Below are 21,672 nucleotides of genomic sequence, written 5' to 3' on the forward strand. Positions count from 1 at the left end.
GCTCTTCCTCAAGGCTGCGGATCATCCAGGTAACGCCACAAGGCCTCGGCCATTTCGTTGGACTGGCCACTGCGACCAAACAGCTGCTGGCCGATATGCAGCCCCAGCTGGCGATAACTCTCGAACTGCGCCTCGTCGAAGAACTGATCCACCGTGCTCTGGTTGGGAAAGCCCGGGTTGGCCCGGGCGTAGTTGACGACGTCCGGTGTCAGCCCGGCGATCAGCCGCGGCTTGAGCACCAGGATCCGGCAGTGGGGCGTGGCCGCGATGTCCGCCTGGGTGTCGGGGCTATGGGCGTAGACGTTCAGCAGCAAGGCGCACTTGTGACTGTCGGCGCTCGGTGGCTGGCGAAACTCTTCCAGACTGCCGAACAGCGCCTTGAGTTGGGGGTGGGCCAGTACCCCCGGGTCTTCGCGGATCTCCAGAGCCTGGTCGATGCGCGCCAGGCGCACCAGATTGGCCAGGTCGTCGAACTGGTAATCCGGATCGCAGCCGCTGTCGCAGGTGACGATCAGTTCCACCCCGCGCCCCTCACGCAGCAACTCGTAGGTGGCGGTGTTTTCGAAATGCCCGCCGTCGGACAGGTACTGGTAGTCGCGTCGATGTCCATGAAACCGCGAGGTCAGCTCATAGAACAGGTAGGCCTGGGTGCCGAAGTAGGTCCAGGGCTTCAGGTCACGGGGCTTCCAGTGCTGTTGCCCGGGATCGAGGAAGTGGCTGGGCCACCAGATGCCCAGGCGTATGTTGGCCAGCCCCAGGATCAGCGACATGCCCAGGCTGTTGGCTCGCCCCAGGCCGGTGCTGAAGGCGGCGCCGGAGACGCCGATCCACTGGCCCAGGCTCAGGGGGCTCATGATTTCCGAGGCCGGGCCCTGGCTCAGGTCACGGCGGTAGGGCTTGCCATCGAGGGTGTAGCGTTCCGCCGGACCGTCGCTGGCGACGCTGCCTTCGGTTGACGGGGCCCAGTTCGGCGCGATGCACAACGGCTTGCCCTTGCGGTCGCGCTGCACCAGTTGCTCGGCGGGGTCCACCGTCAGGTTCATGGTGACGTTGATCAGGTGCACCGGCCCGGCACTGGGGGTGGCGTAGTACTGCTGCAGCGACAGGTCGTCGCTGGACATCGGCTCGGCCACGCTGAGGTAGGTGCGGCGCTGCTGTGGCGGGCCGTTGAAGCGCCGGCCATTGGACGCGCCGAGGTAGGCGCGGGTCAGCCGGGCGCTGTAGAAGGCCTGGAGCGACGAGGTGTTGAGAAAGCCGATGAAGCGCCCGCTGACGCAGACCAGCAAGGCGGTCACCAGGCTCAGGGCCAGCAGGCGCCAGGCAGCGGCGGCGCTGTAGCTGATGGCGCCAGCATCATGGGCGACCCATTGCACCAGCAGCGCCCAGCACAGGCACAGCAGGCTCATCAGCAGGCATCCGGCAACCAGCGCCAGGACATCCAGGGGCAGTTTGCGCATCCAGTCGGGCAGCGGCTTTTCATCCTTGAGCAGCACCAGGCGGCGCACCAGCCACATCAGCAGCGCCAGCAGCAGGGGCGTGGCCAGGGCCTGATAGTCCAGCAGGTAGCGATACAACGCTTCGGCACCGGTCACCAGCAGGGCCAGGAAAGCGAGAATGGCCACTGCCGCCATGGCTCGCCCCAGGGCGCGGGTGATCTGCACCCGGTAGTTGCGCACGCAGTTGTTGCAGGTGCTGTCCTTGGCCGGGTCTCGGTGATCCGCCAGCCGACGGACCAGCCGGTGGGTGATCAGCAGCGCGTTGCTGCCGACCAGGGCGGCCCCAAGGGCCAGGGTGCCCACCACCTGCCATTGGGCCTCGTCATAGGCCAGGGCGCCGCCGATCCACAGGCCGGTGACGATCGCCAGCATGAAGCGCAAGGCCGGGTTGCCAAGGTTTGGCGGCTGGTCCAGATCGCCTTGGGGGATCACCAGCCAGTACGCCACGGCGCAGGGCAGGGCGAACAGCAGGGCGGCCATCAACGGCCACAACAGCAGGCTGGCCTGACTCAGCACCTGGAACAGGGTCAGCAGGCTGAGCATCAACAGGATCGGCATGCCGATCATGGCGTGCAGCGACAGCCAGTTGCGCCAGGTCATGGCCAGGGCATAGAGCATGTCGCCGGAGCCGGTGGGCGTCAGGTAGCGGCCGTTTTCCCGCAGCCAGGCGCCCGGGCCCTGGCCCACGGGCTGCTGGGCGTAGTCGACGCCGGTGCTGATACGTCCCGGCGGCTCGAAGCGCAGCGCCTGGTAGGCATCGCGGGCGGCCTGGCCCACCGGGTCCTGGGGATCGGGCTCGCGCAGGCGGCCGGGAAGGAACAGGCTGGAGAAGAAACTGCCGATATAGCCGCCGCCACTGACCGTGGACAGGTAGTCGATGCGTGACAGCAGACTGTGCTCGGTGGCGGTTTCAGGCGCGGGCTGGAGTGGGGCCGTGGAGGCCGTCGCCGGTGCCGGCGCCCGGGCCATGGCTTGCAGGACGCCGAGGCAGAAGGTGGCGCTGCGGATGCCGCCCCCGGACAACGCCAGGCCCCAGTTGCCACGCTGCGGCGTGCTGGGTCCGGGTGCTTGCTGATGCAGGCTCAGGCGTCTGAAATGGATGCGCTGTTGCTCGATCTGGTAGAGGGTCGAGTCGGGTGTCATGGGCCTTCCTTGGAAAACGAAAGGGGCGGGACCTGAGTGAGCTCAGGATCGGTTGCCCCGGCGAGCGCCCAGCAGAATACCGGATGCGCAGGTTGCGGTGTATGTCACCGGGGGTTCAGGGAGGGCTGGATGGGTATGTGGCGGATGCAAGGGCAGTGGGCGCTGGATGCGTCTGGCGCATGGAAAAAATGACCCTGGTTATAACGTTAGATTTTATTCATATAAATGGACATAAGCTTTAGCCGCTATGCTGCCGCCAGTTTTTTACCTGGCCGTGTGATTTGTAGGGTTTTATTGATGGATGTGGGTAATTTCGGTTTTGTCATCGCAGGCCTGGTAGTGGGATTCATCGTGGGCATGACGGGGGTGGGCGGCGGCTCGCTGATGACCCCGATCCTGCTCTGGTTCGGCATCAACCCGGCCACCGCCGTGGGCACTGACCTGCTGTACGCCGCCATCACCAAGTCCGGTGGGGTGCTGGTGCATCAGAAGAACCGCAATATCGACTGGCGCATCACCGGCTGGCTGACCCTGGGCAGCGTGCCGGCGGTACTGGCCACCCTAGGGTTCTTGAACAACCTGGACTCCGATCCCCAAGCCTTGAACTCGGTGATCAAGCAAGGGCTGGGCTTCGTCCTGCTGCTCACGGCCCTGGCCATCGTCTTCAAGAAGAAGCTCATGGCCTTCGCCCAGCGCCACGGCAGCGACTATCAGCCAAGCCCCCGCGGCCTTAACGGCCTGACCGTGATCACCGGGCTGATCCTTGGCACCATGGTCGCGCTGACCTCCATCGGCGCCGGCGCCCTGGGCACTGTGGCGCTGTTCATCCTCTATCCGTTCCTGGCCACCAAGCGCCTGGTGGGCACCGAAATCGCCCACGCCGTGCCCCTGACCCTGGTGGCCGGCCTGGGTCATGCCAGCATGGGCAACATGGACTGGCACCTGCTGGGGTTCCTGTTGATGGGCTCACTGCCGGGGATCTGGATCGGCAGCCACATGACCGGGCGGATCTCCGACGAGATCCTGCGCCCGTGCCTGGCGGTCATGCTGTTCTCCATCGGCTACAAGCTGGCCTTCTGAGGCCCACAGCCGGGCCATGCTCGCCGTCACCTGCTAACTTCCGTGGATTCCAGGGGTCAGTTATCCTGCGCAGGCCTTTGATGGGCGGCGCAGCCCCTTTTCCCCTTGTGTGATGCAGTCCATGACTATTTCCTCTGCTGATGGTGCCGCCCCCCAGACCTGGCGCGGCGGCGAGACCGGTGCCGCCATCCGCCAGTTCGATTGGTCGCAGACCTCGGTGGGCCCTCGGGAGCACTGGCCCAGCCTGCTGCACAGCACCTTGAGCCTGGTGCTCGAATCCCCTGAAAGCCTGTACCTGCTATGGGGCCCGCAGAAGCAGTTCTTCTTCAATGACGCCTATCGTCCGGTGCTGGGGCCGCGCCTGGCCCATGCCCTGGGGCAGACCATCGAGACGCTCTGGGCCGATGCCTGGCCGGATGTGCAGCCCATGGTCGAGCAGGCGTTTCGCGGCCAGGCCTGCCGTCATGAAGACCTGCCGGTGAACATGCAGCGCTATCCCGGAGAGGAACTGACCTGGTGGTCGTTTTCCATGAGCCCGATATTCGACGAGCGCCAGGAGCAGGTGCTGGGGGTGCTTTGTCACACAGTGGAAACCACCGCGCGGGTGCGCCTGGGGCTGCACGCCCGGCTCACCGAGTCGCGCCTGCGCGAGACCCGCGAGCTCAATACCCGGGTGCTGGCCAGCAGCAATGACTGCATCAAGGTGCTGGATCTCGATGGTCAGTTGTCGTTCATGAGCGAGGGTGGCCTACGGGTCATGGAGGTCAGCGACTTCAACGCCATTGCCGGCTGCCCCTGGCCGGACTTCTGGCAGGGCCAGGGCAACCTTGACGCCCAGGCCGCCATCGCCGCTGCCCAGGCCGGGGAATCGGCGCGGTTCCAGGGCGCCGCCAACACCCTGGCCGGCAACGCCAAGTGGTGGGATGTGCAGGTCACGCCGATGCTCGATGAGGCCGGTCAGCCGGAGAAGATCCTCTGCATCTCCCGGGACATTACCGCCACCCGCGAGGCCGAGGAGCAATTACGCCGCCTCAACGAGTCCCTGGAGCAGCGGGTCCAGGAGCGCACCCAGGAGCGCGACCGGATCTGGCAACTGTCCACCGACCTGATGCTGGTGGCGGATTTCAACGGGCGCATCGTCGCCGTGAACCCGGCCTGGACCCGACTGCTGGGCTGGCAGCGGCACGAACTCGAAGGCAGCAGCTTCTACGATTTCATCCACCCCCAGGACAGTGTGGCGGCGGTCAACGCCTGTACCGAACTGGCGCTGGGTCAGAGTTTTTCACGGGTGGAAAACCGCTTTCGGCACAAGGACGGCAGCTATCGCTGGGTGTCCTGGAGTGCCGTGCCCGACCCCCAGCATCTGCACGCCGTGGGGCGTGACATTCAGGCCGAGCGTGAAGCCGCGCAGGCGCTGCGCAAGACCGAAGACATCTTGCGTCAGGCACAGAAGATGGAGGCGGTGGGGCAACTGACGGGTGGGGTCGCCCACGACTTCAATAACCTGCTGACGGTGATCCGCTCGTCCACCGACCTGCTGCGACGCAACCTCAGCGAGGAGCGCCGGCAGCTGTACATCGATGCGATTTCCGACACCGTGGACCGCGCCAGCAAGCTCACCGCCCAGCTCCTGGCCTATGCCCGCCAGCAGAACCTGCGCCCGGAAACCTTCGACGTCGGCGTCAGCGTGCAACTGCTGGCACAGATGATCAATCCGCTGATCGGCGCCTGCATCGAGCTGCGTATCGAGCTACCGCAGCAAGCGTGCTGCATCCATGCCGACGCCGGCCAGTTCGATACCGCGCTGATCAACATGGCGGTCAATGCCCGGGACGCCATGCAGGGCGAGGGCCTGCTGGTGATTGCCGTAGAGCGGGTGGCGCAGATTCCCGCCAGCGCCAGCCAGGGTGCCCAGAGCGGCGACTTTGTCGCGGTGTCCCTGACCGACACCGGTGCCGGCATCGACCCGCAGCAGATCGAGCGGATCTTCGAGCCCTTCTTCACCACCAAGGAGGTGGGCAAGGGCACTGGGCTGGGCCTGTCCCAGGTGTTCGGTTTTGCCAAGCAGTCTGGCGGTGGCCTGGTGGTCCACAGTCAGCCGGGGCAGGGCACGCGCTTTACCTTGTACCTGCCGCGCTCTGAAGCTGTGGTCAGCCCGGTAGCGGCCCCTCGCCCGGGGCCGCTGCAGGTGGATGGCCAGGGGGCCACGCTGCTGGTGGTGGAAGACAATCCCGAGGTGGGCGTGCTGCTGGCCCAGGCCTTGAACGAGCTGGGCTACCAGACCGAATGGGCCACCAGCGCTATCGAGGCGCTGCGTCGCCTGAGCCAGGAGCCGGGGGTGTTCCAGGCGGTGTTTTCCGATGTGGTGATGCCCGGCATGAGCGGCATCGAACTGGCCACTCGCATCCGCAGCGATTACCCCGGGCTGCCGGTGATCCTCACCAGCGGCTACAGCCCGGCCCTGGCCCAGGGCCAGACCCGGGAGTTCGTGTTCCTGCAGAAACCCTACTCGGTGGCGGCCCTGGCCCAGGCCTTGAGTGCCGCAATCGGCAACGACCCGCCGCTGTGATGCGGGCCGCCGCCGTCTATGGCTGGTGGCTGCCCTTCATCCACTCCTGGGCCGAGCGCCACAGGCAGATCCCCAGAAAATAGGCGGAAGCCGCCAGCCACAGGCCCATGATCGACGGGCTGTGCAATGGGTGGCTGAGGATCAGCAGCGCGCCACTGAGCAGCCAGACGAAGGTCACGATGATGTTCAGCCCCATCCACTTGCGCACCCGGAACGGATGCAGGAACTGCACCCGAGTGGCGGTCAGCAGGGCCAGGGCGAAGATGCTCAGCAAGCTCAGCCAGGGGCCGGGCTCGATCAGGTAGAAGCACAGGGCGACCACGTTCCAGGCGGCGGGAAAACCCTGGAAGTAGTTGTCGTGGCTCTTCATGTTGACGTTGCAGAAGCACAGCAGCGACGACAGCAGGATCAGCGAGGTGGCCAGCAGCGCGCTGTACTCCGGCAGGGGAATGTAGCGGTAGATGAACAGCGCCGGGATGAACACATAGGTCAGGTAGTCGATCACCAGATCCAGCACCGAGCCGTCGATGTTGGGCAGCACCGAGCGGGTGTTGACCTTGCGCGCCAGGGAGCCGTCGACGCCATCCACCAGCAGCGCCACCCCCAGCCACAGCAGGCAGGCCTTGGGCTGGTTTTCAAACAGTGCCAGGGTGGCGAGCAGGGCGCTGACCACTCCGGTGGCGGTGAAGCCATGGGCGCCCCAGGCTTTGATTCTGGCGATTTGCAGGGTCGATATCACGGGGCATTTCTCCGGCGGCTGTGGTTCCCGGACACCCCGCGGTGTGCAAGCGGCGGCGTTGGTCCAGGTTGCAGTTATCGACCGGAAAGCCCGGCAGAAGGTTCAGCCCCACCCCTGAATCAGGCTCAATGCGGGCCTTGTCGCCCTCCAGGGAATCGGGTGTTGCACAGCTGGCTGAGGTCAACGGTCGAAGGGGATTTCCTGAGTCTAGGCGCCATCGCCCAAGCAACAAGAAAAACGCCACCTGGCGTTGCAGGCCGGTGGCGTTTTTTATCGGGCGCCCCTGGGGACACGCTGCTGTGCAGCTCGGTTACTTTGCCGCCTCCAGGGCGCTGAGCAGCGCATGGGCGGCCTTGATCCGTTCCTCGTTGGGGTAGTTCTTGTTGGCCAGCATGACAATGCCGATCTGCTGGCTGGGGACAAACACTACATAGGCGCCGAAGCCGCTGGTGGAACCGGTCTTGTTGTACAAGGCGTCGGCCTGGGGCGGTTGGGCCGGAGTCAGCCACTCTACCGGGTGCGGTTCGAGGGCCATTGGCGTCGAGTTGCCCGCCACCAGCCGCGCCAGCGGCACCGGGTAGGCGTAGCGCTCCCAGCCCAGGCCCTGGGTCAGGTCGCCGACCCGGTAATAGCCGCTCTGGGTGCTGGCGATGGCTTTTTGCAGCGTGTCGTCCAACGGCTGCGGTTGCAGGTTGTCGGCAATGAACTGCAGCAGGTCCGGGGCACTGGTCTTGACCCCGTAGGCCTCGGCGTCCAAGGGACCTGGGCTGACCCGGATCGGCTTGTTCTGCTTGTCATAGCCCTGGGCGTAATGGGCCTGCTGGTCCTTGGGCACCTTGATGTAGCTGTGCTTGAGCCCCAGTTTGGGGAACAGGCTCTTTTCCAGCAGTTGATCGTAGGGCTGGCCCAGGCTGCGGGCGGCGAGGTAGCCGAGCAGGCCGATGCTGGGGTTGGAGTACAGGCGCTGGGTGCCCGGGCTGAAGGTGGGCTTCCAGTTGTTGTAGTAATCCAGGATCTTGTCTTCGCCCTGGACCTCATCGGGGAACTGCAGCGGCAGGCCACCGGCACTGTAGGTGCCCAACTGCAACAGGCTGATGCCGTCGAAGGCGCTGCCGCGCAGGGCCGGCCAGTACTGGCTGGCGTGGTCCTCAAGGGCCAGCTTGCCGCTGGCCTGGGCGTAGCCGGCCAGGGTCGCGCTGAAGGTCTTGCTCACCGAGCCCACTTCGAACAGGGTGTCGTTGTCCACCGGCTGTTGATTGTCCTTGGAGGCAAGGCCGTAGTTAAAGTAATGTCGCTTGCCGTTGGCGATGATCGCCACTGCCATGCCGGGAATGCCCTGCTGCTGCATCAGCGGACGGATGGTGGCATCCACGGTGGTTTTCAGATGGCTGTCCTGGGGGTTCTCGGCCAGGGCGTCGACGCTGCCGAGGAGCAGTACGCAGGCGCTGATGATGCCTAATCCGGTTGAGGTTTTATGGCGCATGATGGGCTGTTTTCCATGGGTTCTGATTTTTTTGCCGCCTATTCCCAGCGACTTTCCGGCTTCGGGGTTCTTTGCGGGAACCCTGGGGCGCAGTGCTCGCGGAGTCTTCCCGGGAAGGGAGAACGTGGTCAGCGCTGCGCGAGCGAGGCCAATGTAGGCAGTCTGCGCAGGATCGGCAAACGACGATATTTCGCAGGAGCCATTAGAAAAACTAGGGAATGCCCATGCTCCGTCCACACCTGCCCTTGAACGCGCTGCGGGCTTTCGAAGCCTCGGCCCGTCATTTGAGTTTCACCCGCGCCGCCATCGAACTCTGTGTGACCCAGGCGGCGGTCAGCCATCAGGTCAAGAGCCTGGAGGCCCAGCTCAACGTCACCCTGTTCAAGCGCTTGCCCCGGGGGCTGATGCTGACCAGCGAAGGCGAGACCCTGCTGCCGGTGCTGCGTGAGTGCTTTGATCGCATCGCCCAGACCCTGGGGCGTTTCGAGGGCGGGCACTACCGCGAAGTGCTGACGGTGGGGGCCGTAGGCACCTTTGCCGTGGGCTGGCTGTTGCCACGCCTGGGGGATTTCCAGGCGCGCTATCCCTTTGTCGACCTGCGCCTGAGCACCAACAACAACCGTGTCGACGTGGCCGCCGAAGGCCTGGACTACGCCATCCGTTTTGGCACGGGAGCCTGGCACGGCATCGAGGCCCTGGAGCTGTTGCAGGCGCCGCTGTCGGTCTTGTGCATACCGCAGATCGCCCACCAGTTGCACAGCCCGGCGGACCTGTTGGGCCAGACCCTGTTGCGCTCCTATCGCACCGATGAATGGCCGCAATGGTTCCAGGAGGCGGGACTGGGCGGCGGCAGTCCCTTGCCCCAGAGCATTGTCTTCGACTCCTCCCTGGGCATGCTCGAAGCGGCCCTGCAAGGCCTGGGAGTGGCCCTGGCGCCGCCGCTGATGTTCGAGCGGCAACTGGCCAGCGGGGCGGTGGTGCAGCCGTTCGACATCGGCATCGTCACCGGCAGCTATTGGCTGACGCGCTTGCAGTCGCGGGCGCAAACCCCGGCCATGAGCGCCTTCAAGGCCTGGCTGCTGGAGGCGGTGGCCGCAGGCCCTCATCAATAGCGCCAATGCCCCGGCGTCCAGAGCCACTGGCCGGTGTGGCCAGTGGCTTGGCTCAGCCCCGTGGGCCCTGCACAATCCTCGACCTTGCAGGGCAGGCGCCGGCATCGTGCCGATGGCCGGCATGCCCTGGGAGTGTGGAGGAAGGTGGATGCCTGTCTTGAAACAGCAGGACCAGGACCCGGACGCGATTGCACGTCCGGTATGTGCCCTGCGCATCTCGATGCAAGAAGAGCGCTGGGAACGGCCGTGGCACAGCCATCGCAAGGCCCAGTTGCTGTTTCCCGCGGGCGGTGTGCTCAGTTGCGAGAGCGCCGAGGGCCTGTGGCTGGCGCCGCCGCAGTGCGCGGTGTGGATTCCCAGCGCGATCGAGCATCGGGTCCAGGGGCTGGAGAACGCCCAGGGTTATTGCCTGTTGGTCGAGCCCGAGCACGCCCGGTCGTTGCCGCAGGCCTGCTGCACCCTGGTGATGTCGCCGCTGTTGCAGGAGTTGCTCAAGCGCTGTGCGCAACTGCCGTTCCTGTATGACCAGGACGGCGCCGCCGGGCGCCTGGTCGCGGTGACCCTGGATGAGCTGGCGGTCGCGCCCCGTGAGCAGATCCACCTGCCCATGCCCCGGCACGCACAGCTGCGGCGTCTGGCCCAGCAGATCCTTGAACAGCCGGAACGGCGCCTGAGCCTTGGGCAATGGGGCGAGCAGATCGGCCTCAGCGAACGCAGCCTGAGCCGCTTGATCGTGGCCGAGACCGGCCTGAGTTTCGGCCGCTGGCAGCGCCAGTTGCACATCCTCCTGGGGCTCAAGCAATTGGGCCGGGGCGACTCGGTGGAGTGTGTGGCGTTGACCCTGGGCTATGACAGCGCCAGCGCCTTTATCCGCATGTTCAAGAAAGCCGTGGGCCAGCCGCCGGGGCGGTTTTTTGCCGAGCGTCGCCAAGCCCTGGAAAACCACGCCCTGTAGCCGCTGCCGAGCCCGCGAGGCTGCGAAAAGGCCCGCAGGGCCTTGCCTGGCGATGCCTCGTCAAACTCAAGATCGCGGTGGCCGCCAGGTCAGAGTGCCGCCTGTGGCAGTGGCAATATCTGGCTGGATTGGTCAATAACTTGTCGATCTCGGCTGATGCGGACAATGGTTGGCGGGAAGATGATAGGCATTCTTGTTTGTCAGCTTCTGGAGGTGTTCCCATGTACTTCGATCATCAGCATTTTCCCCTGGTCTGGATGCGTCGCGCCGAAGGCGCAGGACAGCCGGTAGTCGACCCTTACCAGCAGTTGGAGGCGCTGACGCAGCGTGCCCAGGCTTTTGTCCTGATGAGCGATCTGATACCTGAGCCCGAGCAGCGCAACAGCGCTCAGGGCAAGGCGTTGCTCAAGCAGGGCTCGATGTGGACCAAGTGCAACAAGGCGGCGATCCGCCGCTGGATCAAGGCGATGATCGTCATCGCCCCGCAGCCGGAGAACCAGGCGCAGGTCGAGGCTTTTGCCAGGACCTATGAACAGTTCTGGGGCTACCCACTGCTGCACAGTGCCTCGCCGCTGGCCGCCGTCAGTCTGGCCCAGCAACTGCTGGCGCCACCGCGCAGCAACCTGCACAACTGGTAAAAGCGGCGAGGTTGCCGTCAGCCGCTCCGGTGCTCGGGGAGGTTGGCGGTGATCACCTTGCCCATGCTGACCCGGGGTTCAATCTTGGTGGCCCGGCCAGGTTTCGGTGGGAAAGTAGGCCTCCAGCCCGGGCTCCCGGTGGTCCACGCCGTCCCGTGTCCAGTAGCAGCTCAGGCGCGAATAGTTGTCCAGGTCACCGCGCACCAGGCAGGTGGCGGCGTGCCCTGACCAGTTGAAACGCAAGACATCGGCCTCGGCCATGCGGGCACGTTCCACTTTGCCGATGGCGGTGGTGGTCTTGCCGTTGACGGTCTTGACCAGGGTCAGGGCCTGGTTCTCGTAGCGGATCTGCGCAGTGCCGGAGTAGGTCGGGCCGCCGTCCGGCTGTTTGCCGATCAACATGAACTGGCCGGGCACCATGCTGTAGTAGATGTGCGGTTCCTGGTCCTGCTTTGGCGCGGCCTGGGCCGCGAGGCTGGCCAGCAGCAGGCCGAGAAGGGGGGCGCGGGAGAACGGCGGCATCGGTGCTCACTCCTGTTGAGGCGGGGGGCCATGATTCCAGACTTGGCGTGGCAGATAAATGCCTGGGCGGTTAGCGATGTTCGGTAGGTGTTCCACGGTGTACGGCAAATGAGGCTTAGCGGCAAGCTTGGAGCTTGCGGCTGAGGCGGGCTTAAAGGTTGTTGGGGCGGGGTTTGGTCGCTTTCTTTTGTAAGGCAAATCCGAGAAACTGCGGGCCGCTTGAATGCGCCTGGTGGGCGGGCTAGGGTGCCTGGGCCATCGCCAAATCGATGGCTCGGATGTGCAAGTCCGAATTTTGCTAAGGCGTAGAAACGCTCAGCCATGCTTGGGCGTTTTTCATGTCCGCTGCGTTATGGCGGCCGTGCGCGGGAGATCTTCGGATCTGCCGGGTGTCCTAGCAAACTCGGTCTTGCACACCTGCGTACGGCTGCCACCCTTATTCGTGTGCAAGCGAACGGTGTCGGCTCCTATTCTTAGCTAGGAGTTTGACCATGAAAAAGATCGTTCCCGATCCACCTACTTCCTATCGCGATCCCCAGCTCAAGGCCGCCAATGCTTCGTTGCGTGAAGCGCTGCCCCGGCATCCATTGGACCCTGCGATGTTCCAGTTCAAGACCACGGCCCAGGCCGTTGCTCCTGACTCGCTGTTCAGCGTGCGCCCGGGGGTGGGCGTCGAGGAGGCGCTGGTGCATGTGGCGTTGCTGCTTAAATGCGCGGAGGAGGTCAGTGATGAAATCACCCGGCAGGGTAGTGGCCTGGAGACCGGGTTGATCTGGTCCATGGTGCATTCGGTGGAGATGGCGCGGGCAGTGGTGGAGGCGTTGCTCGATGGCGCTCCGAAAGACGCTGTTGGCCTGGGTTCTCCGGCGTTGTTGGAGTAGGCGGAGGTTGTTGATGGGCGGCTAGCTCGGCATCCATGCCGAGCTGCCCCCTGCGCAATGCCTGCACTCGGCCTCCTGAAGGGGCAGGAAGATCAAAAGCCACAGTCACAGCTGCAAGCCTCAAGCCGCAAGCTTGGAGCTTGGAGCTTGGAGCTTGGAGCTTGGAGCTTGGAGCTTGCTAGAGCTTGAGCACTCTGCCGCTGGCGGCCACTGCCAAGAGCAGTACCGCGATCAGGCCGAAGGCCGCGCTCAGGCTGCTGCCATGGGCGATGAAGCCGATCACCGCCGGGCCGGCCAGGATGCCGGCATAACCCAGGGTGGTGATGGCTGGCACGGCGATGCTTTCGGGCATGACCTTCTGCTTGCCCACGGCGGTGTAGAGCACCGGCACGATGTTCGAGCAACCCGCGCCCACCAGGGCATAGCCCAGCAGCGCTGCTTCCCAGGCCGGGGCCAGGGTCGCCAGCAGCAGGCCGGCGGCCGCGGTACTGCCGCCGATGATGATCACCCGCCGGGCGCCCAGGCGATGGACGATGGCATCCCCGGTCAGCCGGCCCAGGGTCATGGTCAGGGCGAAGGCGGCGTAACCGAGGCCGGCGTAGGCCGCATCCAGGTTGCGCTCGGCGCTGAGAAACACTGCGCTCCAGTCCAGCACCGCGCCTTCGGCGAGGAACACCACAAAGCACAGGCAGCCAATGAACAGCACCACACCGTGGGGCACGGCAAAGGCCGGGCCCGAACTCTGGCTGCCGTAGGGCAGCATGTGCGGCGCGGCCTTGAGCAGGGCAACCAGCATCAGGGCAATCACCACCAGGGTTGCCCCCAGAGGCGACAGGCCCAGGCCCAGCAGGGCGCTGACGCCGGCGGCGCCGACAATCCCGCCGAGGCTGAACAGCCCGTGGAAGCCCGACATCATGGTCTTGCCGCTGGCGCGCTCGACGATCACCGCTTGCAGGTTGACCGTGGAATCCACACCACCCAGGCCGGCACCGAACAGGAACAGCGCGGCCATCAACAGCGGAATCGAGGTGAGGGTCGCCAGCAGCGGCAAGGCCAGGCAGATCAGCAGGGTGCCGCCGGCCATGACACGGCGACAGCCAAAGCGCCCGGCCAGGGCCCCGGCAATCGGCATCGCCAGGATCGAACCCACGCCCAGGCACAACAGCAGCAGGCCCAGGGTGCCTTCGTCGAGCCCGGCCCGGGCCTTGGCGTAGGGCACCAGCGGGGCCCAGGCGGCGATGCCGAAACCGGCGATGAAAAAGGCGATGCGCGTGGACATCTGTTCGAGGCGGCCGGGGGTGGCCTGCAGGTGAGTGTTGCTGGCAGTCATAAAAATCCTTGGCGGTCAGGTGCCAGCGAGGGGGGCAACGCTGGCTGACCGGTTGTGCTGTCGCACCGATCCCTTGTTCGTGCAGCCTGGTATCGGTGGCGCCTTCAGAAGGCTTCGAGGGTGGCCGGGGGGATTGTGACAAAACTAACGGTTGAAGGTTGCAGAAAAACCCATCCGGGCCCATGAACGGAACATTCGTCGCCGCCTCGGCAATGCTTGAGGCATTCCACGGCCGCTGCTGTTGGCGGAAATATTAGTGCGCAGGGGGCGCATCTATTGCGCATAATCGGCGGCTTTTGCACAAAATCATTCCACTGTGCGCCGTTGTTTTCCGGAGTTGCGCCGTTCATGAACACCAGTCTCGATGCCTATGACCTGAAGCTGCTCGCCGAGCTGCAACGCGATGCCAGTACCGCACAGAGCGAACTGGGCCTGCGGGTCAACCTGTCCACGGCGGCGGTCAATCGGCGGCTCAAGCGCCTGATGGACGAGGGTGTGATCGAGCGCTACACCGCGCAAGTCGCCCCGGATGCCCTCGGCCATGAGCTGAGCATCATCGTCGAGGTGGAAGTGGAAAGTGAGCGCATCGACCAGATCGATGCGCTCAAGCGCAGCTTCCAGGCCTGCCCCCAGGTCCAGCAGTGCTACTACGTGGCCGGTGAATGCGATTTCGTGCTGATTTTCTGCGTGCGCAACATGGCCCAGTACACCCAGCTGACCCGTGAGCTGTTCTTTGGCAATGACAACGTCAAGCGCTTCAAGACCCTGGTGGCGATGAACCGGGTCAAGGTCGGGCTCCAGGTGCCCACCGACGGTTGAGGCTCAAGGGGTCTGCAGCGCCTCCACCAGAAAATCGATGAACACCCGGACTTTCTGTGACAGGTGGCGCTGGCTGGGATACAGCGCGTAGATCTGGCGGCTGGGCAGGCGTTGTTCCGGTAACACGCGCAGCAGTTGGCCGCTGTCCAGGAGCGGTTGGGCGACAAAGCCGGGCAGGGCGCCAATGCCCAGGCCGGCCACCAGCATGTCGCCGAGCAGCAGGCTGTTGTCCACGGCAAAGTGCACCGGCAGCTCCAGCCGGGTCTGGCCTTCCGGGCCCTCCAGTTGCCAGCGCCCGGGATGCTCCGCCAGCCGGTAGGCCAGGCAGCGGTGGCGATGCAGGTCGGCAATGGCGCTGGGCGTGCCCTGGGCCTGGAGGTAGGCCGGCGCGGCGCAGATCACCTGCTCAACCTGACCCAGGTGACGCGCGATCAAGGTCGAATCCTCCAGTTGCCGGCGAATCCGCAGGGACACGTCGAAGCCTTCGCCCACCACGTCCAGCACCTGATCGTTGAGGGTCAGGTCCACCTGCAATTGCGGGTAGCGCTGCATGAAGGCCACCAGGATCGGCGACAGCACCTTGAGCCCGAAGGACAGCGGCGCATTGATCCGCAGGCGGCCACCGGGTTCGTGGCTGCCGGCCTGGGTGGCGCGCTCCAGGGCGTCCAGCTCATCCAGCAGGTGACAGCATTCATTGAAGTAACTCTGCCCGGCTTCCGAGAGGCTCATGCGTCGGGTGGTGCGCAGGATCAGCAGGCTGCCCAGGCGCTCTTCCAGTTGCCGCACTTGCTTGCTGACGGCGGCGGTGGATTGCCCGAGGTCGACGGCGGCCTGGCTGAAGCTGGCCCGTTCCACCACCCGGCGAAAGGTGCGCATGGCCATCAGTACGTCCATATTGTTTCCCCTGGGTTGAATATCTATCCACGAATCGGCTGATTATCTCTGATTGATCCCTCAATACCATGGGCACTTCATTTCACAGGAGTGTTGTCATGGCTCATCACGCAATGTCGAAGATCCTTCCCGGGGTGCTCGCCCTGGCCCTTTTCAGCGGTGGTTGCAGTGCCGCCACTGTGGCCCGTGCCGAGGTTGGGATCAGCCCTTGGGGGCCCAAGGATGAGATCGGTCGCTTGAACCTGATCACCCCCGAGTCCCGGGCGGCGATCATGGCCCGGGTCAGCGGCGAGCAGGCCTACGACCTGGCCGTGGATTATTTTGTCGGCATGCCCAGCTGGCAGGCCGCTGGAGATCCGCCCTATCAGATGTGGATGACCCACACGCCCCACGGCAATGTGGTCGCCGATCCGATGCAGGTCGGCGAACCGATGAACCAGCACGTCAGTTACAGCGGTTCGGCGGTGTCGATGTACGCCCATATGGGCACCCATATCGACGCCCTCAACCACTTTGGCCTCAACGGCAAGATCTGGAACGGCTACCGCGCCGATCAGCATCTGGGGGATCGGGGCTGGAACGTCACCGGGGCGGAAAAACTGCCGCCGATCATTGCCCGCGGAGTGCTGATCGATGTGGCTGCGGCCAAGGGGCTGGAACAGCTGGCGGACAGCTACCGGGTGACCCGCGCCGACCTGCAACAGGCCCTGGCCAAACAGAAGGTGGCGCTGGAGAAGGGCGACGTGGTGCTGATCCGCACCGGGCGCATGCGTGACTACGACAATGCCCAGCGCTATATGGCCAACCCGCCGGGGCTGAGCCTGGATGCGGCGAAGTTCCTGGTGGAAGAGGGCGGCGCCATGGTGGTGGGGGCGGACAACCTCAGCTTTGAAACCTTCCCTTCCGAGGTCGAGGGCAATTACCTGCCGTTGCACACTTACCTGCTGGCGATGCAGGGCGCGCCGATCCTGGAGCTGGTGAACCTGGAAGGCTTGTCCCGGGACAAGGTCTATCAGTTCGCCTTTATCGGTGCCTCACTCAAACTGCGGGGTGCCGACGCTGCGCCGATCCGGCCCATGGCCTTGCCCATTCGCTAGCCTGGCGGATGGTTGTTCTTCAGCTGCGCGCGATGTCCACCCAGGTTGCTTAGTCCCCTCTGGTCGAGCCGCTGGATTGCCCGTAATGTCAGCGGCTCGGTTTTTTTCTGGAGGCGGTGTGATGGCAGCGTTCTACGATGCCCGGGGCAATATCTATGGCGTGGTGTCGCCCGAGGCGCTGCGCAGCCTGGGCATTGCCTTGCCCGACACGGCGGCGCAGGCGGCCCTGGAGCGGCGACGGTGGGCTGTGCAGGCCATCGCCGCGCTGTGTGACTGGGCGCCGGGAACCCGGCCGCAAGGGGCCAAGGCTCATCGCTGTGACGGCTTGTTGGTGGGGCCGTTCCAGGCCGGTGCGCCTTTCGATCTGCTGATCGTCAATACCGACGGCACCCTGGCCGAGCGCAGCGGCAATGGCCTGACGATTTTTTCCCAAGCCCTCACCGAACAAGGGCTGATGGCGGTCGAAGGCGAGACGCTATTGCGGGTGCATCATGACCAGCCCGGTGGCGACTCGCCGGTGATCACGGCGGTGGAGCCGGCGCGGGTGGCGGGGGTGTCGGGGTTCTGGCTGGACCTCGGGCAGCCGAGCTTCGGACCTGAGGCGGTGGCAGCTGATGGGGTGCAAAGCCTGACCTTCAATGGCTGCCAACTGAGCCGGGTCGCGCCCTTGCAAGCGTTGAATGCTCAGTGGCAGCACAGCCAGTTCGTGCGCATCGGCAATCCCCATTGCGTGACCCTGGTGGAGGCGGCCGATGCTTTGCCGAGCAACCCGCAGATGCTCGAACCGCCGCTGTTCGAGGGCCTGACCCGTATCGCGTTCGCCCGGCCCATCGGCAACGGCGAGCCCTGCCCGGCCGGGGTCAACCTGCAATGGGCCATGCGCGCAGGTGAAGGGCGCATCGCGGCCCGGGTTTTCGAGCGTGGCGAAGGTCCCACCGCGTCGTCCGGCACCAGCGCCAGCGCTGTGGCTTGCGCGGCCTGGCGGGTGGGCTGGGTCCAGGCCGGACGGGTCGAAGTGCTGATGCCGGGCGGCACCGCGCCGTTGCGTCTGGAGGAAAGTGCCGGCGACCTTTGCCGGGTCAGCCTGTTCGGCGAAGCTCGGCGTCTGTAGCCGCTGCCGTAGGCTGCGTACGGGGTGGGCGGTACTCCGACGCTGATGAGGGTGCAGTGATTTTGCCGGCGTCGGTGTTCGGCGGGAGATAGCCAGGCAAGGCCCTGCGGGCCTTTTCGCAGCTTCGCGGGCTCAGCAGCGGCTACAGCGGTGGGTGTGGCCGCAGCGAGCTTGAAACGGGTGAGGGCTTGTGGAATCTATCACTCCTGCAGTTGCACCTGAGCCATCTGCCGTTGCATCAGCACCTTGCCGTGGCGGATCGAATACAGCGCCAAGCCCTGGCTGCGGAGCATTTCGTAGTCGCTGTCGGCCGAGAGGATCAGCAGGTTTGCCGGGCGGCCTTCTTCAAGGCCGTAACCCTCGCCCAGGGCCAGGGCCTTGGCGCTGTTGTCGGTGACCAGGTCCAGAGCGCTTTGCAGGTTGCTGTAGCCGAGCATGTGGCAGATGTGCAGGCCGGCTTCGAGCACCCGCAGGATGTTGCCATTACCCAGGGGATACCAGGGATCGACGATCGAGTCCTGGCCGAAGCAGACGTTCATCCCGGCATCCAGCAGCTCCTTGACCCGGGTCACGCCGCGGCGTTTCGGGAAGCTGTCGAAGCGCCCCTGCAGGTGAATGCTCTCGGTGGGGCAGGAGACAAAGCTGATGCCGGAATGCCCCAGCAGGCGAAACAGCTTGGCGCAGTAGGCGTTGTCGTAGGAACCCATGGCGGTGGTGTGGCTGGCGCTGACCCGCGAGCCCATGCCGCGGCTGCGGGCTTCCTCGGCCAGCACTTCGAGAAAGCGCGAGTGCGGGTCGTCGGTTTCGTCGCAGTGCACGTCCACCAGGCAACCGGTGCGTTCGGCCAGGTCCATGAGGAACTTCACCGAGCTCACGCCCTGATCCCGGGTGTATTCGAAATGGGGGATGCCGCCCACCACATCGGCGCCCAGGCGGATGGCTTCTTCCATCAGCTCGCGGCCGTTGCGGAACGATTCGATGCCCTCCTGGGGGAAGGCGACGATCTGCAGGTCGATCAGGTGCGCGCTTTGTTCGCGCACTTCCAGCATGGCCTTGAGGGCAGTGAGGTCCGGGTCGGTAACGTCGACGTGGGTGCGCACGTGCTGGATGCCGTGGGCGGCCAGGGCGCGGATGGTCTTGTGGGCGCGGGTGCGGGTGTCTTCGGCGGTGATGGTGGCTTTGCGTTCGCCCCAGCATTCGATGCCTTCGAACAGGGTGCCGCTCATGTTCCAGCGCGGCTCGCCCGCGGTGAGGGTGGCGTCCAGGTGAATGTGCGGTTCGACGAAGGGCGGCACCACCAGGTTGCCGCCGGCATCCAGGTGTTCGGGGCCGAAGGCCGGGACGGCGCCGGAGGTGTCGGCGCCTTGCAGGACAATGCGGGCGATGCGGCCGTTTTCCAGGTGCAGTTGGTACAGACCTTCACGGTGGCGCAGGCGGGCGTTGGTGATCAGCATCGGAGCAGTTCCTCGGGTCGGGCAATCAGTGGTTCAGCCGTCGGATCAGGGCAGGTCCTTGTCCCACGGTCGTTGGACGGCCCCCGGCCAGGCGTTAACGCGCCGTGGGGCAGGGGGCAGGGTGTTGCGTGACCGGGCCATGATAGACCCGGAAGGTGTCGGGTGAGCAAATCAGGCCTGGATGTCGACGGCCTGGGGAACGCGCGCGCCCAGCATCGCGCTCAACAGGATGTAGCTCAGGCCGGCAGCCGCGATGCCCACCAGGGGCGCGACCCAGGGCGAGCAGAAAGCCGCCAGGGTGCCCAGGCCATAGGCGCACAGCCCTGGCCAGTTCCAGGCCGGCAACTGGCTGTCGGCCAAGCGCGGGTAGCGGCCGCGCCAGCGATAGAAAAAGTCGGCCATGATCACCCCGCCAATCGGCGGAATCACCGTGCCCAGCAGCACCAGGTAGGGCACCAGCAAGTCGTACATGCCGAGCATCGCCAGTAGGGTGCCGATCAGCGCGCCCACCAGGGTCACGGTCTTGCGCCGCTGGGTGCGCAGCAGGTTGCAGCCGGCCACGGCGAAGTTGTAGATGGTGTTGTCCTGGGTGCTCCAGATGTTCAACAGCAGCATGGCCATGGCCGCCATGGCGAAGCCTTGCAGCAGCAAGACTTCCACCACGTCCGGCTGCTGGTAGACGATGGCGCCGTAGGCACCGATCAGCACCATCAGGCCGTTGCCGATGAAGAAACCGATCAGGCTGGCGCTCACCGCCACCCGCGCCGAGCGGGAGAAACGGGTCCAGTTGGTGGCCTGGGTCGCACCGCTGACAAAGGTGCCGAACACCAGGGTCAGGGCGGTGGACAGGTCCATGGTGGCGCTGGGGCTGAGGGCCAGCAGGCCGTCGAGACCGCCGACCTGAATGCTTGCCACCCCCATCGACAGCACCAGCAGCAGGCCCATGGCCGGCACCGCGATCCACGACAGGATCTCCAGGCCGCGATAACCGATGTAGGCCGTGGCGCAAAAGGCCATGCCGAACAGCAGCATCAGCCCCAGTACCGCGCCTTGATCCAGCTGGAAATACTTGCCCAGCACCACCGCCGCGGTGGCAGTGCCCCAGGCGTACCAGCCCACCTGGGTCAGGCCGAGGATCAGGTCGCTGAGCTTGCTGCCCCGTTCACCAAAGCAGAAGCGCCCCATCAGCACCGTATTCAACCCGCTCTTGAAGGCGATGTAGCCCAGGCTCGCGGCATAGACCCCGAGCAACAGATTACCCAGGACGATGACCGCCAGCAGGGTCGGGAAGTCGAACGCCACCCCCAGCTTGCCGCCGGCGAACATAGTGGCGGTGAAGAAGGTGAAGCCCAGCAGCACCATGGCCATGGAGGCCAGGCCCTTGCGGGCGTGCGCTGGAACTTCGCTCAAGGGGTAGTCGTTGCCGGGTTCGTGCTGGGTCATGGGCCTGTCCCTGGTCGGAGTGATAGCCGGTTGTTGCAGCCAGCGTGCCAAGCGGCCTGACAACCGGGAGCTGCCCGGCAGGTATAGACGATGACAGGTATTCAGCCACAGGTAAGCGCCGGCACCGGCACGAAAGCGGTGCAAGCGGCGTCATCTTGAGTCACGCCACGCGGGGTGCGGATCAGTCGAACATGACCTGGGTGGTCCGGCCCTGATGAAAATCGAAGGCTTCGCGGATATCCCGTTCCACGGTGCGGCCCTGGGACAGGGGCGGTAACTGGTCGGGGGCGAAGAAGCCGGCCTCGGTGGCTTCACTGCCGGCCAAAGGGGGCTGGGTTCCCTGGCGTTCACAGAGAAAGTACAGCTTGTAGAAGTCGCGGTGATCAGCCTTGTAGGGGCCCTTGGCCTTGTGCCGGACGCCGTACAAGGCGCGTACCGACACCTCGAGCCCGGCTTCTTCGTGGATTTCCTTGATCACGTTTTCGCTGGCCGACAGGCCGACATCGGCATAGCCACCGGGCAGGGCCCAGAGGCCGTCGTGCTGTTCGCGCACTAGCAGAATCTTGCCGTCCTCGATCAGCGCGCCGCGCACTTCCACCATCGGCGTCGAATAGCGCTGGGCAAAGTCCGAGACCAGATCGGTGATGCGCTCCAGGGGCACGTTGCCCAGCTGCGCCAGCATGCCGTGGGCGATGTCGGCGATTTCCTGGTAGCGCTCGCGGTCGTGCACGTCCTTACAGAAGTGCAGGCCGGTGGAGGCGATGGCTTGCAAGCGTTTGGCGTGGGTCAGCCAATGGCTTTCCATGGGTGGGGTTCCTGCAACGTCAGAGAGAAGGCGCTTGTTTTAAGCCCTTGGCGAGCAGGGAGCAAGCACCACGCCGCGGCCGGCGGCGTGGTGCGCTTGGA

General features: G+C 65.2%; 18 protein-coding genes. 9 read left to right on the top strand and 9 right to left on the bottom strand.

The genetic code is table 11. The annotated features are described in order from the left end of the window. Window positions 1-8: 8 nt before the first annotated feature. Window positions 9-2,639: a hypothetical protein gene (locus tag PQT43_RS09010; protein ID WP_267268633.1), complete on the bottom strand. Its 2,631-nt coding sequence runs from the start codon at window positions 2,637-2,639 to the stop codon at window positions 9-11. A gap of 297 nt (window positions 2,640-2,936) precedes the next feature. On the opposite strand from PQT43_RS09010, the gene PQT43_RS09015 reads away from it, so the two are divergent. Further along, window positions 2,937-3,719, top strand: coding sequence for a sulfite exporter TauE/SafE family protein (locus PQT43_RS09015; protein WP_213665690.1), 783 nt, complete (start codon window positions 2,937-2,939; stop codon window positions 3,717-3,719). A gap of 121 nt (window positions 3,720-3,840) precedes the next feature. After that, entirely contained in the window at window positions 3,841-6,288 is a 2,448-nt protein-coding gene (locus tag PQT43_RS09020; RefSeq protein ID WP_110596195.1) for a hybrid sensor histidine kinase/response regulator, read from the top strand. Between the two features lie 16 nt (window positions 6,289-6,304). Here the strand turns inward: PQT43_RS09020 and pcsA are convergent, their stop codons facing one another. Together pcsA and ampC are read right to left on the bottom strand one after the other, a co-directional pair. Then, on the bottom strand, window positions 6,305-7,027 hold the full coding sequence (gene pcsA / locus PQT43_RS09025) for a phosphatidylcholine synthase (protein ID WP_102864606.1): 723 nt from the start codon (window positions 7,025-7,027) through the stop codon (window positions 6,305-6,307). Window positions 7,028-7,337: 310 nt separating this feature from the next. Then, window positions 7,338-8,510 (bottom strand): class C beta-lactamase, encoded by a 1,173-nt coding sequence (ampC, locus tag PQT43_RS09030; protein WP_272753744.1) that lies wholly within the window; start codon window positions 8,508-8,510, stop codon window positions 7,338-7,340. Between the two features lie 224 nt (window positions 8,511-8,734). On the opposite strand from ampC, the gene PQT43_RS09035 reads away from it, so the two are divergent. The 3 genes from PQT43_RS09035 to PQT43_RS09045 all read left to right on the top strand — a co-directional run bounded on the left by PQT43_RS09035 (window position 8,735) and on the right by PQT43_RS09045 (window position 11,215). Further along, on the top strand, window positions 8,735-9,622 hold the full coding sequence (locus PQT43_RS09035) for a LysR substrate-binding domain-containing protein (protein ID WP_102864608.1): 888 nt from the start codon (window positions 8,735-8,737) through the stop codon (window positions 9,620-9,622). 148 nt (window positions 9,623-9,770) lie between these two features. Further along, a complete protein-coding gene (locus PQT43_RS09040) occupies window positions 9,771-10,577 on the top strand; it encodes an AraC family transcriptional regulator (protein WP_102881871.1) in 807 nt (268 codons plus the stop codon). A gap of 221 nt (window positions 10,578-10,798) precedes the next feature. After that, the gene (locus PQT43_RS09045; protein ID WP_123394649.1) at window positions 10,799-11,215 is read left to right on the top strand and encodes a hypothetical protein; all 417 of its coding nucleotides are present in this window, start codon (window positions 10,799-10,801) and stop codon (window positions 11,213-11,215) included. Window positions 11,216-11,293: 78 nt separating this feature from the next. Here PQT43_RS09045 and PQT43_RS09050 read toward each other — a convergent pair whose 3' ends face one another. Beyond that, window positions 11,294-11,737 (bottom strand): hypothetical protein, encoded by a 444-nt coding sequence (locus tag PQT43_RS09050; protein WP_272753745.1) that lies wholly within the window; start codon window positions 11,735-11,737, stop codon window positions 11,294-11,296. 491 nt (window positions 11,738-12,228) lie between these two features. Between PQT43_RS09050 and PQT43_RS09055 the strand changes: the two genes are divergently transcribed. Continuing rightward, window positions 12,229-12,618: a hypothetical protein gene (locus tag PQT43_RS09055; protein ID WP_272753746.1), complete on the top strand. Its 390-nt coding sequence runs from the start codon at window positions 12,229-12,231 to the stop codon at window positions 12,616-12,618. Between the two features lie 178 nt (window positions 12,619-12,796). On the opposite strand, the gene PQT43_RS09060 is transcribed toward PQT43_RS09055, so the two are convergent. Then, window positions 12,797-13,948 (bottom strand): MFS transporter, encoded by a 1,152-nt coding sequence (locus PQT43_RS09060; RefSeq protein WP_102881866.1) that lies wholly within the window; start codon window positions 13,946-13,948, stop codon window positions 12,797-12,799. Between the two features lie 348 nt (window positions 13,949-14,296). Between PQT43_RS09060 and PQT43_RS09065 the strand changes: the two genes are divergently transcribed. Continuing rightward, window positions 14,297-14,767, top strand: a complete 471-nt coding sequence (locus tag PQT43_RS09065) for an Lrp/AsnC family transcriptional regulator (protein ID WP_102864614.1) — start codon at window positions 14,297-14,299, stop codon at window positions 14,765-14,767. A 3-nt stretch (window positions 14,768-14,770) separates the two neighbouring features. Here PQT43_RS09065 and PQT43_RS09070 read toward each other — a convergent pair whose 3' ends face one another. After that, window positions 14,771-15,661, bottom strand: coding sequence for a LysR family transcriptional regulator (locus PQT43_RS09070; RefSeq protein WP_170004523.1), 891 nt, complete (start codon window positions 15,659-15,661; stop codon window positions 14,771-14,773). Between the two features lie 98 nt (window positions 15,662-15,759). On the opposite strand from PQT43_RS09070, the gene PQT43_RS09075 reads away from it, so the two are divergent. Continuing rightward, window positions 15,760-16,758, top strand: a complete 999-nt coding sequence (locus PQT43_RS09075) for a cyclase family protein (RefSeq protein ID WP_221811477.1) — start codon at window positions 15,760-15,762, stop codon at window positions 16,756-16,758. 121 nt (window positions 16,759-16,879) lie between these two features. Then, window positions 16,880-17,869, top strand: a complete 990-nt coding sequence (locus PQT43_RS09080) for a diaminopimelate epimerase (RefSeq protein WP_272753747.1) — start codon at window positions 16,880-16,882, stop codon at window positions 17,867-17,869. A 200-nt stretch (window positions 17,870-18,069) separates the two neighbouring features. On the opposite strand, the gene codA is transcribed toward PQT43_RS09080, so the two are convergent. From codA to PQT43_RS09095, 3 genes are all read right to left on the bottom strand, one after another. Then, complete coding sequence (gene codA / locus PQT43_RS09085; RefSeq protein WP_267268627.1) at window positions 18,070-19,323, bottom strand: cytosine deaminase; 1,254 nt, start codon at window positions 19,321-19,323, stop codon at window positions 18,070-18,072. Between the two features lie 171 nt (window positions 19,324-19,494). After that, window positions 19,495-20,766, bottom strand: a complete 1,272-nt coding sequence (gene codB / locus PQT43_RS09090; RefSeq protein ID WP_267268626.1) for a cytosine permease — start codon at window positions 20,764-20,766, stop codon at window positions 19,495-19,497. Between the two features lie 181 nt (window positions 20,767-20,947). After that, window positions 20,948-21,571: an NUDIX hydrolase gene (locus tag PQT43_RS09095; RefSeq protein WP_102881859.1), complete on the bottom strand. Its 624-nt coding sequence runs from the start codon at window positions 21,569-21,571 to the stop codon at window positions 20,948-20,950. Window positions 21,572-21,672 lie beyond the last annotated feature (101 nt).

Source organism: Pseudomonas sp. BLCC-B112 (assembly GCF_028550695.1).
Classification (GTDB): Bacteria; Pseudomonadota; Gammaproteobacteria; order Pseudomonadales; family Pseudomonadaceae; genus Aquipseudomonas; species Aquipseudomonas danubii.